The following is a 14,436-nucleotide window of genomic DNA, read 5'->3' as shown; positions in this document are numbered from 1 at the left end:
ACTGATTCACCGCCTTCGCGAGCAAGCCCGCTCCCACCTTTTCAATTCGGTTTCGGCAGGAAGTTAGCCGCGCTTGGTCAGGCCCATCTTGATTCGACCTTGCGCCGGGGTCATGACCCGCGCGCCGAGGCGGCTGAGGATTTCACTGGCGCGTTCCACCAGTTGGCCGTTGGTGGCGAGCACGCCCTTGTCCAGCCACAGGTTGTCTTCCAGGCCGACGCGCACGTTGCCGCCCAGCAGCACCGCTTGGGCCGCCATCGGCATTTGCATGCGGCCGATACCAAAGCCGGCCCACACCGCGTCGGCGGGCAGGTTGTCGACCATGGCTTTCATCGTGGTGGTGTCGGCCGGCGCGCCCCAGGGGATGCCCAGGCACAGTTGGAACAGCGGGTTGTCGAGCAGGCCTTCCTTGATCATCTGCTTGGCAAACCACAGGTGGCCGGTGTCGAAGATTTCCAGCTCGGCCTTAACGCCCAGCTCCTGGATACGCTTGGCGCCAGCACGCAGCTGGGCCGGGGTGGAGACGTAAATGGTGTCGCCGTCACCAAAGTTCAGCGTGCCGCAGTCCAGGGTGCAGATTTCCGGCAGCAGCTCTTCCACGTGCGCCAGGCGCGTCAGCGCGCCGACCAGGTCGGTGTTGGGGCCGAACTCCATCGGGTTTTCGCCGCCGCCGATTTCCAGATCGCCGCCCATGCCGGCAGTAAGATTGACGATGATGTCGATGTCGGCCTCGCGGATGCGCTCCATCACTTCGCGGTACAGCGCGACGTCGCGGCTGAATTTGCCGGTTTGCGGGTCACGCACGTGGCAGTGCACCACGGTGGCACCCGCCTTGGCGGCTTCCACGGCGGCGGCGGCGATTTGTTTGGGCGTGACCGGCACGTGTGGGCTTCTGCCGGTCGTGTCGCCAGCACCGGTGAGTGCGCAGGTGATGATGACGTCGTGGTTCATGAGTCGGTTCCTTACAGGCGGGCGTAGTGATGCCGCTCGCAGCCAACAGCGGCTGCGACGCGGTGATTCGGATCAGGTTATTGGCTGGTCAATTGCAGGTTGGCTGCGGCCGGTTTGCCATCGAAGGTGGTCACCCCTTCAAGCCAGCGCTGCTGGTCCTGCGGATGGTCCTTGAGCCACTGCCTGGCGGATTCGAGCGCGTCTTTGTGATCCAGCAACGGCTGCATCATTCGGCTCTCGTCGGCGGCGGTGAAGGTCAGGTTGGTCAGCAGCTTGTGCACGTTCGGGCACTGTTCGGCGTAGGTCGGCGAAGTGACGCTCCACACCGTGGCCATGCCTTCGTTCGGGCCCAGGGCGTCGTCGCTGCCGGTGAGGTAGGTCATGGCAACGTTGACGTTCATCGGGTGTGGCGCCCAGCCAAAGAACACCACCGCTTCCTTGCGGCGTACCGCGCGGTCGACGGCGGCGAGCATGCCGGCTTCGCTGGACTCCACCAACTGGAATTTGCCCAGGCCGAACTGGTTCTTGGCGATCATCGCCTTGATCTGGGTGTTGGCGCCCGAACCTGGCTCGATGCCATAGATCTTGCCGCCCAGTTCTTTCTCGAACCTGGCGATGTCGGCGAAGGTTTTCAGGCCCTTGTCCGCCAGGTAAGTTGGCACGGCGAGGGTGGCGCGCGCGTCTTCCAGGCTGGGTTTTTCGAGGACTTTGACTTGCTTGGCGTCGACAAATGGCGTGATGGTCTGGGTCATCAGCGGGTTCCAGTAACCCAGGAACAGGTCCAGGCGTTGGTCGCGAATGCCGGCGAAGATGATTTGCTGGGAGGCGCTGGTCTGTTTGGTCTTGTAGCCGAGGCCGTCGAGCAACACTTGGGTCATGGCGCTGGTGGCGATCACGTCGGTCCAGTTCACCACGCCCATGCGCACGTTCCGGCAAGATTCTGCATCGGCCGCGAGTACGCTGGTGCTCAAAATGGCGCTGGCGCTGAGTGCTAGCACGCAGCGGCTGATCAGTCGGTTCATGGTGGATCCCTCGGCAGGTCGTTATTGTGGGTTCCGGCGTCTTTGTGCGCCATGGCATCAAGTTACGTACCTTCGGGCCCGACAAAACGCACGGCGGCGACCCGCTCTTGCACTGCAGCGACCTGTGCTCTTGAATGGCCGGTTGAACTGGCGTATCACAGTGACCACGCTGCCCGTCTTACGAGAGCGCCACCATGTCCCAGGATTTCTATTTCTTGCTGATGCCGGGTTTCTCGGCCATCGGCTTTATCTCTGCGCTGGAACCGCTGCGCGTCGCCAACCGCTTTCGCGGCGAGCTGTACCGCTGGCACGTGCTGAGCGCCGATGGCGGCGCGGTGCTGGCGAGCAATGGCATGTCGGTCAACGCCGACGCCGCATTGGAGCCGCTCAAAAAAGGCGCGACGCTGATGGTGGTCGCCGGCTTCGAACCCTTGAAGTTCACCACGCCTGCGCTGGAGCACTGGCTGCGCCGCCTCGACCACGACGGCGTCACCCTCGGCGCCATCGACACGGGCGCCTGTGTGCTCGCCGAGGCCGGCTTGCTCGATGGCCACCGCCTCACGCTGCATTGGGAAGCCATTGACGCCTTTAAGGAATCTTATCCACAGCTCACCGTGACCCAGGAGCTGTTCGAAATCGACCGTCGTCGCATCACGTGCGCGGGCGGCACGGCGTCCATCGACCTGATGCTCGACCTGATCGCCCAGGCCCACGGCCCGGACCTTGCGATCCAGGTTTCCGAGCAATTCGTACTCGGGCGCATCCGCCCACGCAAAGACCACCAGCGCATGCAGATCGCCACGCGCTACGGCATCAACAACAAAAAGCTGGTGCAAGTGATCGGTGAAATGGAACAACACACCGAACCGCCGCTGACCACCCTGGCACTGGCCGAGGCGATCAAAGTCACCCGGCGCCAGTTGGAGCGGTTGTTTCGTCTGCATTTGAACGACACGCCAAGCAACTTCTACCTCGGCCTGCGCCTGGAAAAAGCCCGGCAGCTATTGCGTCAGAGCGACATGAGTGTGCTGGAGGTGAGTATTGCGTGCGGGTTTGAGTCGCCTTCTTACTTCACGCGCAGCTATCGGGCGCGGTTTGCCAAGTGCCCAAGGGAGGATCGGCGACGAGAGGTGGTTTGACGGGCAATTATAGTTAATTATACTCCGAACTATAATTTATAGTCCTTTCCATAATTGAGTATAAAAGCATGTCGAAGAACAGCGGCTTCGTGTTTCGCCGCCCCGCCCTGGCAAGCAGTATCGCCGATGGTTTGGTGGGGGCCGGTATTCAGGATTTTACCTCTGGCCTGTTTCTCGCGGCGCCGCGCCGCACCGGCAAAAGCACCTTTTTGCGTGAAGACCTGATCCCCGAGTGTCAGCTGCGGGGTTGGCTGGCGGTGTATGTCGATCTCTGGGCCGATAAAGAGAAAGATCCGGCGGAATTGATCGCCAGCGCCATTGCCGCTGCGCTGGTTCCCTTTGAGAAGGGCATTCGCAAATTGGCCAAGAACATTGGCATCGAGAAACTAAGCTTTCTGCGCACCCTGTCCTGGGACTTCACCAAGCCACAATTGCCCGTCGGTGCCACACTGACCCAAGCCCTGGAGTTGCTGCACAGCGCGGCGGAAAAACCTGTGGTGCTGGTGATTGACGAAGCCCAGCACGCCTTGACCACCGAGTCCGGTATCAACGCGATGTTCGCGTTGAAGGCCGCCCGGGATCAGCTCAACCAAGGCCGTGACGAGGAGGGCAGCGGCTTGCGCCTGGTGTTTACCGGTTCCAACCGCGACAAGCTGGCGCATTTGGTGTTGGGCAAAAGCCAGCCGTTCTTCGGCTCCAGCATCACGCCGTTTCCCTTGCTCGGCAAAGCGTTCACCCAAGCCTACACCGCGCACCTCAACGCGCATTTGGCCAGCACCAATCAGTTCGACGCCGCCGACATTGATGAGGCGTTTGAGTTGGTCGGCCGTCGCCCCGAGATGCTGCGCACCATCATCGGTGAAGTGGCGCTGGAACTGGGTGAGGCCAGCAACCTGGGCCAATTGCTGCACAGTCGCGCCGAATTCCTGCGCGCGGGCGTGTGGACGGAGTTCGAAAGTGCCTGGAACAACCTCACCGTCCCCCAGCGCGCCGTGCTGGAGGTGATGGTGGCGCGTTCGCAGAACAACGAACCCTTCGCGCCCTTTACCGACAGCACCCTCACGGCGGTCAGCAAGGCGCTGGAAGACATGGGCAGCGATGTGGTGCCGGGCACCCAGACCATACAGGCGTGTATTGATGCGCTGCGCGACAAGGAGCTGGTGTGGAAGTCGAGCCGTGGCGGGTATGCCCTGGAAGACAAGTCATTCGGGGATTGGCTGCTGCACAAGTGCTGAAGCGCACCACAAAACCAATGTGGGAGGGGGCTTGCCCCCGATAGCGGTGGGTCAGCAGCCTATCAGTGGCTGACACCCCGACATCGGGGGCAAGCCCCCTCCCACATCTGACATGCGTCGTGGTTTATTTTTTTACCAGCGCCGAGCACGCCGCTTTGTAAGCCTCGTGCTGATACTTGTTCAGCGAAGCCGGCAACTCAAAGTTGTGCTTCTTGTTCTGCGCATTGATGGTCTGCGGCGACAGCAGTGTCACCTCAACCCCCTCCAGCAACTGAAACACGCCTTCAATCTTGAACGTGGTCGGCCCACCGGCAAATTCGCCTTTCTTGCTGCGCTTCTTGATCGCGATGCGGGTGATGGCGTTTGCCTGCACAAACGCCTTCACCTGGGCGGCGAAGGCTTTGACGTTCGCCGCTTCATCGTCATCTTCAAGCGCGATTTTCTTGGTGGCCAGGGCGACGTGGGTCAGCGCCTGATTGTCCTGAGAGGCGACAGCAATGATGGCTTCGCTGCCTTTGATTTCGATGCCGCAGATAGTCATTCAATGGCCTATTAAAATGGGGCTGAGTGGCGAGTATCAGTAATGCCGGTCTTCTTCTTGATGTTGATAGATCTGATGCGCCGTCCAGAACATCAGTATCGAGAACACCACCATCAGGCCGACGCTTACGCTCATGATGTAGAAATTAGGCGAACTCGATTTAAAGTTCGCCTTGATGTTATGCACCGTCGGAAACCATTTTGAGTACACCACGGGGACCGGGCCGCCCACTTCGTAGCCAGGGTCGTCGACGTAGCTGCTGTTGTTCACCATGCCTTCGATGCGTTGGCCTTCATGCTCGAAGGCGTAATACACGTTGATGCTGGAGGCCCAGGCGCTGAGGCGTTCCAGTTGGGTGATGTGCCCGATGGTTTCGATGGGCGCCGCCTTTATCAGTGCAAAAGGTGCGCCCCGGCTCACCGACAAACTCAGCATCAGCGACAGTATCAGCATGGCCAAAAACAGCAGGGCGGCGCGCGTGTAGAGGAAATCCCTCTGCGCTTCGCGTGGGTAATACATGTGAATTCCTTTTCAATAATCCTTGGCGATTGCAACCGGCTTATTCCTGGCCGATCGACTCCAAAAACTCCGACCGCTCATCACTCATCCGCGCCAGGCAGTCATTGAGTTGAATCGCGTATTCCTTGCTGCCGTTGACTGCCGGAAAGGTGTCCACTGCGCAATCGGCGTCACGTAGTTTTTCCCACTTTTGCTGAGCATCCTTCAGACGAGCGGTAATGTCGGCCAATTGCGACTTGTTGCTGCCATAGGTCGAACCCATGCGTTCCAGCAGGCCTTGATAGTTGTCTTTGAGCAATTGTTCGGCGGTGGTTTTGTTGTAAGTGGCGCATTCCAGGGTTTGTTTGTCGTTTTCGATGCCATCGCAGGGCGTGTTGTCGGTGTCTTCGGCCGCGTGGACGCCGGTTGCGATGAGTGCCAAAGCCAGGAAAATCGATTTCATTGCGCCGTCTCATTTCAGGTGATGCGGAATTCTGGCTCAAGCGTAAGACAAAGAACAGTCGTCAGTCAGACGTGTCATGTAGGCCTTTGTCGCGGATTGACGCTTTCGGCAATTCCCCTGTCGTTTTTGCACCCGGTTCGTTCAGCCCCTGGGCATATGCTGGCCCCAAAGCGCCGGCAGACGATTCGGCGCATGAATCGCCAATAAGGGGACGCCTGATGAGCCCAGCGCAATTGCACGCCGACAGCATCGTTATCGACGGGCTGATCATTGCCAAGTGGAACCGCGACCTGTTCGAGGACATGCGCAAAGGTGGGCTGACCGCCGCCAACTGTACCGTGTCGGTGTGGGAAGGCTTCCAGGCCACGATCAACAACATCGTGGCCAGCCAGACCCTGATCCGTGAGAACAGCGACCTGGTGATCCCGGTGAAAACCACCGCCGACATCCGCAAAGCCAAGGAACAGGGCAAAACCGGCATCATCTTCGGCTTCCAGAACGCCCATGCGTTTGAAGACCAGTTGGGCTACGTCGAGATCTTCAAGCAGCTCGGGGTTGGCGTGGTGCAGATGTGCTACAACACCCAGAACCTGGTGGGCACCGGTTGCTACGAGCGCGACGGCGGCCTGTCAGGCTTTGGCCGTGAGGTCGTCGGCGAAATGAACCGCGTCGGCATCATGTGCGACCTGTCCCACGTCGGCTCCAAAACCAGCGAAGAAGTCATCCTCGAATCGAAAAAGCCGGTGTGCTACTCACACTGCCTGCCGTCCGGGCTTAAAGAGCACCCACGCAACAAATCCGATGAAGAACTCAAGTTCATCGCCGACCACGGCGGTTTTGTTGGCGTGACCATGTTTGCGCCATTCCTGGCCAAGGGTATTGATTCGACCATCGACGACTACGCCGAAGCCATCGAATACACCATGAACATCGTCGGCGAAGACGCCATCGGCATCGGTACCGACTTCACCCAGGGCCATGGCCAGGATTTCTTCGAAATGCTGACCCATGACAAGGGCTACGCCCGCCGCCTGACCAGCTTCGGCAAGATCATCAACCCGCTGGGCATCCGCACCGTGGGCGAGTTTCCGAACCTCACCGAGACCTTGCTCAAGCGCGGCCACAGCGAGCGCGTGGTGCGCAAGATCATGGGCGAAAACTGGGTCAACGTCTTAAAGGACGTCTGGGGCGAATAAGCCACCGCCAACACTTCTTTTCCCCAGGCCATCCGGTGCCTGGGGCATTCAAACGAATTTTCTGGAGTTAAGTTTCCATGGCCAAGATCGCCCCGCAATTGCCTATCGAAGTCGACAGCGAAACCGGTGTCTGGACCTCCGACGCCCTGCCGATGCTGTACGTGCCGCGCCACTTTTTCGTCAACAACCACATAGGCATTGAAGAAGTCCTGGGCAGCGAGGCCTACGCCGAAATCCTCTATAAGGCCGGCTACAAATCCGCCTGGCACTGGTGTGAAAAAGAAGCTGAATGCCATGGCCTGGAAGGCGGCGCGGTGTTCGAACACTACATGAAGCGCTTGTCGCAACGCGGCTGGGGCCTGTTCAAGATCCAGGACATCGACCTCGACAAAGGCACCGCCAGCGTCAAGCTCGAGCACTCGGCATTTGTCTACGTGTACGGCAAGGTCGGGCGCAAGGTCGACTACATGTTCACCGGCTGGTTTGCCGGCGCCATGGACCAGATTCTGCAGGCGCGCGGCAGCCAGATCCGCACCGTGGCCGAGCAAGTGTACGGAGGCTCCGAAGAGGGCCACGACGACGGCCTGTTCACCGTCAAGCCGTTGTAAGTCGAGGAACCGTGCCATGGCTTTCGAAGCAATGTTCGCGCCGATCCAGATCGGCAAACTGACCATCCGCAACCGCGTGCTCAGTACTGCCCACGCCGAGGTGTATGCCACCGACGGCGGCATGACCACCGACCGCTATGTGAAGTATTACGAAGAGAAAGCCAAGGGCGGGATCGGCCTGGCGATCTGCGGCGGTTCTTCCAGTGTGGCCATCGACAGCCCGCAAGGCTGGTGGAAGTCGGTGAACCTGGCCGACGACCGCATCATCCCGCACTTCCAGAACCTGGCCGATGCCATGCACAAGCATGGCGCCAAGATCATGATCCAGATTACCCACATGGGCCGTCGCTCACGCTGGGACGGTGAGCATTGGCCCACGCTGCTGTCGCCGTCTGGCATCCGCGAGCCGGTGCACCGCGCCACCTGCAAAACCATCGAGCCGGAAGAAATCTGGCGCGTGATCGGCAACTACGCCAGCGCGGCGGCGCGCGCCAAGGCCGGAGGCCTGGACGGCGTGGAGTTGTCGGCGGTGCACCAGCACATGATCGACCAGTTCTGGAGCCCGCGCGTCAACAAACGCACTGACGAATGGGGCGGTAGCTTCGAAAATCGCATGCGTTTCGGCCTTGAGGTATTGAAGGCTGTGCGGGCTGAGGTCGGCCCGGATTTCTGCGTCGGCATCCGCCTGTGCGGCGATGAATTTCACCCGGACGGCCTGTCCCACGAGGACATGAAACAGATCGCCAAGTATTACGACGACACCGGCATGTTGGACTTTATCGGTGTGGTCGGCTCGGGCTGTGATACCCACAACACCCTGGCCAACGTGATCCCGAACATGAGTTATCCACCGGAGCCGTTTTTGCACCTGGCCGCCGGCATCAAGGAAGTGGTCAAGGCCCCGGTGCTGCACGCGCAGAACATCAAGGACCCGAACCAGGCCACGCGCATTCTGGAAGGCGGCTACGTGGACATGGTCGGCATGACCCGTGCGCACATCGCCGATCCGCACCTGATCGCCAAGATCAAGATGGGCCAGATCGACCAGATCAAGCAGTGCGTCGGCGCCAACTATTGCATCGACCGCCAGTACCAAGGGCTGGACGTGCTGTGCATCCAGAACGCCGCGACCTCGCGTGAATACATGGGCGTGCCGCACATCATCGAGAAATCCACCGGGCCCAAACGCAAAGTCGTGGTGGTCGGTGCCGGGCCTGCCGGGATGGAAGCGGCCCGCGTCGCCGCCGAGCGTGGGCATGACGTGACGTTGTTCGAGAAGAAAGAGTTTATCGGCGGGCAAATCACCACCGCTTCCAAAGCGCCGCAGCGCGACCAGATTGCCGGGATCACGCGCTGGTTCCAGCTGGAGCTGGCGCGCCTGAACGTGGACCTGCGCCTGGGCGTGGCGGCGAACGCCGATGCGATCCTCGACTTGCGCCCGGACGTGGTGGTGCTGGCCGTCGGCGGGCACCCGTTCCTGGAACAGAACGAACACTGGGGCGCAGCAGAAGGCCTGGTGGTCAGCAGTTGGGACGTGCTCGACGGCAAGGTCGCGCCGGGCAAAAACGTGCTGGTGTACGACACCATTTGTGAATTCACCGGCATGTCGGTGGCGGACTTTTTGGCGGACAAAGGCAGCCAGGTTGAGATCGTCACCGATGACATCAAGCCGGGCGTGGCCGTGGGTGGCACGTCGTTCCCGACCTACTACCGCAGCATGTACCCCAAAGAAGTGATCATGACCGGCGACATGATGCTGGAAAAGGTCTACCGCGAAGGCGACAAGCTGGTGGCGGTGCTGGAGAACGAATATACCGGCGCCAAGGAAGAACGCGTGGTCGATCAAGTGGTGGTCGAGAACGGTGTGCGTCCGGATGAAGAGATCTACTACGCGCTCAAGCAGGGTTCGCGCAACAAAGGCCAGATGGACATCGAAGCGCTGTTCGCGATCAAGCCGCAGCCGTGCCTGAGCGAGCCGGGCGAGGGGTACTTGCTGTTCCGCATCGGTGACTGTGTGGCGCAGCGTAATACCCACGCCGCGATCTATGACGCCCTGCGCCTGTGCAAGGATTTCTGACGATGTGAACTCGGCCAAAAAGGTGGGAGGGGGCTTGCCCCCGATGGCGGCGGGCCAGGTGATACAGCTGTAGCTGACCCACCGCTTTCGGGGGCAAGCCCCCTCCCACATTCAGGCCAGTTTCACAGTAGATATGTGCGGTTTGTGGGAGCTTCACCATGTTGAACACCTTGCTGCCTGTTCTTTTGTTCGCGGCGCTGGGCCTGGCTTTGCTGGGCGCCCTGCGCCGGGTGAACATGTGGCGCCGCGGCCGTGCGTCCAAGGTCGACCTGCTCGGCGGTCTGCTGGCCATGCCCAAGCGCTACATGGTCGATCTGCACCACGTGGTGGCCCGCGACAAATACATCGCCAACACCCACGTCGCCACCGCCCTGGGCTTTGTGCTCTCGGCGTTGCTGGCGATTCTGGTGCACGGTTTCGGCCTGCATAACCGCATCCTCGGCTACGCCTTGCTGCTGGCGTCGGTGCTGATGTTTGTCGGCGCCACGTTTGTCTATCTGCGCCGTCGTAACCCGCCGTCGCGCCTGTCGAAAGGCCCGTGGATGCGCCTGCCGAAAAGCCTGATGGCGTTCTCGGTGAGCTTCTTCTTGGTGACTTTGCCGGTGGCCGGGATTCTGCCGGCCGACTTCGGCGGCTGGCTGCTGGCGGCATTGCTGAGCCTGGGCGTGCTGTGGGGCGTGTCGGAAATGTTCTTCGGCATGACCTGGGGCGGCCCGATGAAACACGCCTTCGCCGGTGCGCTGCACCTGGCCTGGCACCGCCGCGCCGAACGTTTTGGTGGCGGCCGCTCCACCGGCCTGAAGCCGCTGGACTTGAGCGATAAAACCGCGCCGCTGGGCGTGGAAAAACCCAAGGACTTTACCTGGAACCAACTGCTCGGCTTCGACGCCTGCGTGCAGTGCGGCAAGTGCGAAGCCGCGTGCCCGGCGTTCGCCGCCGGCCAGCCGTTGAACCCGAAGAAGTTGATCCAGGACATGGTCGTCGGCCTGGCCGGTGGCACTGATGCCAAGTTCGCCGGCAGCCCGTATCCCGGCAAACCGGTGGGCGAACACGGCGGCAACCCGCACCAGCCGATCGTCAACGGGCTGGTGGATGCCGAAACCCTGTGGTCATGCACCACCTGCCGCGCCTGCGTGGAAGAGTGCCCGATGATGATCGAGCACGTGGACGCCATCGTCGACATGCGCCGCCACCTCACCCTGGAAAAAGGCGCAACCCCGAACAAGGGCGCCGAAGTCCTGGAAAACCTGATCGCCACCGACAACCCCGGCGGTTTCGCACCGGGCGGCCGCCTGAATTGGGCGGCGGATCTGAACCTGCCGCTGTTCAGTGAAAAAGGCAGCGCCGACGTGTTGTTCTGGGTCGGCGACGGTGCCTTCGACATGCGCAACCAACGCACCCTGCGCGCCTTCGTCAAAGTGCTGAAAGCGGCCAAGGTCGACTTCGCGGTGCTCGGCCTGGAAGAGCGCGACAGCGGCGACGTCGCGCGGCGCCTGGGCGATGAAGCCACGTTCCAACTGTTGGCCACGCGCAATATCCAGACCCTGGAAAAATACTGCTTCAAGCGCATCGTCACCTGTGACCCGCACAGCTTCCACGTACTGAAAAACGAGTACGGCGCCTTCAACGGTAACTATCGGGTGCAGCACCACAGCACCTTTATGGCCGAACTGATCGGCGAAGGCGCGTTGAACCTGGGTCAGCACAAAGGCAACAGCGTGACCTATCACGACCCTTGTTACCTGGGCCGTTACAACGGCGAATACGAGGCGCCGCGCCAAGTGCTGCGCGCGCTGGGCATCGAGGTCAAGGAGATGCAACGCTCGGGCTTCCGCTCACGCTGCTGCGGTGGCGGTGGCGGTGCACCGATCACCGACATTCCCGGCAAGCAACGCATTCCCGACATGCGCATGGACGACATCCGCGAAACCGGCGCCGAGCTGGTGGCCGTGGGTTGTCCACAGTGCACGGCGATGCTGGAAGGCGTGGTTGAACCACGCCCATTGATCAAGGACATCGCCGAACTGGTGGCTGACGCTTTGCTTGAAGACGCAGCACCGGCCAAGTCTGCAACCCAACGTGAACCTGCGGAGGTGCATTGATGAGCGACGTTATCCGCCGAGACCCACGGGCCGAATGGATCGCCCGCAACCGCCTGCACCCACTGCATGCGGCGATGCAGCCGCAGCAACACAGCTGGATGGGACCCAACGGCGTCATCCGCAAGAACGTACATGGGGTCGGTTTTATCGGCCCTAACGGTATCAAGCGTATCGACCGCAGCGGTGCCCAGCAGGGCGGCGCGGCCAAGCGCAAAGCGGCGGTGGAGGTGCTGTTGCCATTGCATCAGGTGCCAGCGCCGGCGTTTTACATCAGCGTGGTGCCGGACATGGTCGGCGGCCGCCTGAGCAGCCACGACCGCGACGTGCTCGGCTTGGCGCGGCAACTCGCCGGCAGCGACGGCGCCGTGCTGGCGGTGGTGTTTGGCGAGCACAAGGAAAGTGCCTTTGCCACGGCAGGCGTTGATCGCCTGCTGGTGTTGGAAGGTCACGCATTCGACGGTTATTCACCGGAGCAACGCGTGCAAGGCCTGCGGGCTGTGGATAACCAGTTCAACCCGCGCCACTGGCTGCTGCCGGACAGCCGCAGCGGCGGTGGTGAGTTGGGGCGGCGCTTTGCCGCGAGCCTCAAGGAACGCCCGGCCACGCGGGTCTGGCAGATCAAGGGCGAGGAGTGCATCGGCCGCGCGGGTGCGGGCCAGGAAGACCTGGCCCGGCCATTGCCGCGCCTGATCCTGGCGGCCGTGGAGTGCGCCGAACCGGTCAGCGAAACACGTCACGAAGCGTTGCCCGTGGAGTTATCCACACCCTTGGCGCGCAGCTTGCCGCGTATCGAAGACCTCGGCGCGGTGGCGGTGGACCCCGGCGCGATTCCCATGGCCGAAGCGGAGTTTATTTTCTCCGGCGGCAATGGCGTGAAGGACTGGGCACTGTTCCACCGGACCGCCGCGGCGCTGGGCGCCACCGAAGGCGCCTCGCGGGTGGCGGTGGACGATGGCTTTATGGCGCGTGATCGCCAGGTCGGCGCCAGTGGCACCTGGGTCACGGCGCGGGTTTACGTGGCCGTGGGCATTTCCGGGGCGATCCAGCACCTGCAAGGCATTGGCGCCTGCGACAAGGTGGTGGCAATCAACCTCGACCCCGGCTGCGACATGATCAAGCGTGCCGACCTGTCGGTGATCGGCGAGAGCGCCGCGATTCTGCAAGCCTTGATCGCTGCGGTCGAGGCCTACCGTAACGGCGCCAAGCGCGATGCGGCTTAAGGACATGACCATGACAACGCCTGTAATCAGCTTGGTATCCATCGGCGCCCACCCCACTTCCGGCCGGCCACGCCGCGCGGAGCAGGATGCCCGCGCCGTCGAGTTGGGCCTGCAAATGGCGGGGGATAAGTTGCAGGTGCTGCACGCCGGCAACATTCACGAGCCGACGTTGCGCAGTTACCTGGGCATGGGTTTGGCGCAATTGCACGTGCTTGAGCAGCCGGCCGGCGCTGACGCCTTGCCGGCCCTCAGCGATTACCTGCGCGATGCCGGTGCCCAGGTGGTGCTCACCGGCAGCCAGGCGGAAACCGGCGAGGGCTCGGGCATGTTGCCGTTTCTGCTGGCCGAGCAACTGGGCTGGCCGCTGATTGTCGGGCTGGCGCAGGTGGAGTCCATCGACGGCGGCATCGCCCACGTGCTGCAAGCCTTGCCGCGTGGGCAGCGGCGGCGCTTGAAAGTGCGCCTGCCGTTTCTGGCCACGGTGGATAACGCCGCGCCCAAGCCACGGCAAAGCGCCTACGGCCCTGGGCAGCGCGGCGCATTGGCCGCCCATGAAGTCGAGATCGAGCAGGACGAGTTATTCACAGGTGCGGTGCTGCAGCCGGCCAAGCCTCGGCCCAAGCGCCTCAAGGTGATCAAGGCCAAGAGCGGCGCCGACCGTATGAAGGCTGCCACGGCCAAGGCCAGCGGCGGCGGTGGGCAAGTGCTCAAGGGTCTGAGCCCCGAGGCGGGTGCCGAGGCCATTCTCAAGCTGCTCATTGAAGAAGGCGTGGTGCGGTGATTTTCTGTCGGAGCTGGTTTGTGTGGGAGCTGGCTTGCCTGCGATAGCCTCACGTCGGTCTAACTGATAAACCGAGGTGCCTGCATCGCGGGCAAGCCCGGCTCCCACATTTGATTAGTGGGCTTACCCACAATCCCTGTTGATCCACCTGTGGATAACCTGTTCGCGGCTGTCCACACCCCCTGTATATCAAGCCCTGCAGCCCGCTGTACGAAAAACAACCAGCCTAACCGACGGTTTTTGCTTGGGTTTTTCCACAAGCGTGGGCATCGCCCGAGACAGACTTGCCCCCAAAGTCTGTTGGCGCTTCTGTGGATAAGATGTTCGCTATCGGCTACAGGCCTTATAAACAAAGGCCTTCAGTGGGTTGTTCAAAATATGATCAATTCGTCTGGTTTGCCGACGAAAACCCCTGAATCGCCTGAATTGTGAAGCTTTGACGCGGTTTTCCACAGCATTGACAAAGTTGCCCCCAAAGTCTGTTGGTGCTTCTGTGGATAAGGTGTTTGCGTACTTCTACAGGCCACGTAATTAGAGGCTTTCAGAGGTTTGGTTAATAAATGATCAGGTGATGTGAAAACTGCGAGACTTGAATAAGTCACG

At 61.4% G+C, this 14,436-nt stretch carries 13 protein-coding genes; 8 read left to right on the top strand and 5 right to left on the bottom strand.

Annotated elements, in window-relative coordinates; translation table 11 throughout:
• Positions 1 to 63: 63 nt before the first annotated feature.
• Together cdhC and C4J83_RS27965 are read right to left on the bottom strand one after the other, a co-directional pair.
• Positions 64 to 951, bottom strand: a complete 888-nt coding sequence (gene cdhC / locus C4J83_RS27970) for a 3-dehydrocarnitine:acetyl-CoA trimethylamine transferase CdhC (protein ID WP_124418625.1) — start codon at positions 949 to 951, stop codon at positions 64 to 66.
• 77 nt (positions 952 to 1,028) lie between these two features.
• A complete protein-coding gene (locus C4J83_RS27965) occupies positions 1,029 to 1,973 on the bottom strand; it encodes a choline ABC transporter substrate-binding protein (RefSeq protein ID WP_106575598.1) in 945 nt (314 codons plus the stop codon).
• A 194-nt stretch (positions 1,974 to 2,167) separates the two neighbouring features.
• On the opposite strand from C4J83_RS27965, the gene C4J83_RS27960 reads away from it, so the two are divergent.
• Both C4J83_RS27960 and C4J83_RS27955 read left to right on the top strand, forming a co-directional pair.
• Positions 2,168 to 3,112 (top strand): GlxA family transcriptional regulator, encoded by a 945-nt coding sequence (locus tag C4J83_RS27960; protein ID WP_106575597.1) that lies wholly within the window; start codon positions 2,168 to 2,170, stop codon positions 3,110 to 3,112.
• Positions 3,113 to 3,180: 68 nt separating this feature from the next.
• Positions 3,181 to 4,347 (top strand): AAA family ATPase, encoded by a 1,167-nt coding sequence (locus C4J83_RS27955; RefSeq protein WP_124418624.1) that lies wholly within the window; start codon positions 3,181 to 3,183, stop codon positions 4,345 to 4,347.
• A 124-nt stretch (positions 4,348 to 4,471) separates the two neighbouring features.
• Here C4J83_RS27955 and C4J83_RS27950 read toward each other — a convergent pair whose 3' ends face one another.
• The 3 genes from C4J83_RS27950 to C4J83_RS27940 are packed head-to-tail and all read right to left on the bottom strand — an operon-like array spanning position 4,472 to position 5,849.
• The gene (locus C4J83_RS27950) at positions 4,472 to 4,888 is read right to left on the bottom strand and encodes a DUF3010 family protein (protein ID WP_106575595.1); all 417 of its coding nucleotides are present in this window, start codon (positions 4,886 to 4,888) and stop codon (positions 4,472 to 4,474) included.
• Between the two features lie 36 nt (positions 4,889 to 4,924).
• Positions 4,925 to 5,407 carry a hypothetical protein gene (locus C4J83_RS27945; RefSeq protein WP_106575594.1) on the bottom strand — a complete coding sequence of 161 codons (483 nt, stop codon included), beginning with the start codon at positions 5,405 to 5,407 and terminating at the stop codon, positions 4,925 to 4,927.
• 40 nt (positions 5,408 to 5,447) lie between these two features.
• Positions 5,448 to 5,849 (bottom strand): lysozyme inhibitor LprI family protein, encoded by a 402-nt coding sequence (locus tag C4J83_RS27940; RefSeq protein ID WP_119737558.1) that lies wholly within the window; start codon positions 5,847 to 5,849, stop codon positions 5,448 to 5,450.
• 218 nt (positions 5,850 to 6,067) lie between these two features.
• On the opposite strand from C4J83_RS27940, the gene C4J83_RS27935 reads away from it, so the two are divergent.
• The 6 genes from C4J83_RS27935 (at position 6,068) to etfB (ending at position 13,833) form a co-directional block, all read left to right on the top strand.
• Positions 6,068 to 7,045: a dipeptidase gene (locus C4J83_RS27935; protein ID WP_119737560.1), complete on the top strand. Its 978-nt coding sequence runs from the start codon at positions 6,068 to 6,070 to the stop codon at positions 7,043 to 7,045.
• Positions 7,046 to 7,122: 77 nt separating this feature from the next.
• Positions 7,123 to 7,653 carry a DUF5943 domain-containing protein gene (locus C4J83_RS27930; protein WP_124418623.1) on the top strand — a complete coding sequence of 177 codons (531 nt, stop codon included), beginning with the start codon at positions 7,123 to 7,125 and terminating at the stop codon, positions 7,651 to 7,653.
• Between the two features lie 16 nt (positions 7,654 to 7,669).
• The gene (dgcA, locus tag C4J83_RS27925; RefSeq protein WP_119737562.1) at positions 7,670 to 9,730 is read left to right on the top strand and encodes a dimethylglycine demethylation protein DgcA; all 2,061 of its coding nucleotides are present in this window, start codon (positions 7,670 to 7,672) and stop codon (positions 9,728 to 9,730) included.
• A 158-nt stretch (positions 9,731 to 9,888) separates the two neighbouring features.
• A complete protein-coding gene (gene dgcB / locus C4J83_RS27920; protein ID WP_106575590.1) occupies positions 9,889 to 11,832 on the top strand; it encodes a dimethylglycine demethylation protein DgcB in 1,944 nt (647 codons plus the stop codon).
• Positions 11,832 to 13,052 carry an electron transfer flavoprotein subunit alpha gene (gene etfA, locus C4J83_RS27915; protein ID WP_124418622.1) on the top strand — a complete coding sequence of 407 codons (1,221 nt, stop codon included), beginning with the start codon at positions 11,832 to 11,834 and terminating at the stop codon, positions 13,050 to 13,052. The genes dgcB and etfA overlap by 1 nt, the downstream gene beginning before the upstream one ends.
• 10 nt (positions 13,053 to 13,062) lie before the next feature.
• Positions 13,063 to 13,833 carry an electron transfer flavoprotein subunit beta gene (gene etfB, locus C4J83_RS27910; protein ID WP_124418621.1) on the top strand — a complete coding sequence of 257 codons (771 nt, stop codon included), beginning with the start codon at positions 13,063 to 13,065 and terminating at the stop codon, positions 13,831 to 13,833.
• Positions 13,834 to 14,436 lie beyond the last annotated feature (603 nt).

This window comes from Pseudomonas sp. LBUM920 (assembly GCF_003852315.1).
Lineage (GTDB): Bacteria > Pseudomonadota > Gammaproteobacteria > Pseudomonadales > Pseudomonadaceae > Aquipseudomonas.
Note: the sequence above shows the minus strand (reverse complement) of the source record. Positions and strands in the feature narration are given on the sequence as shown.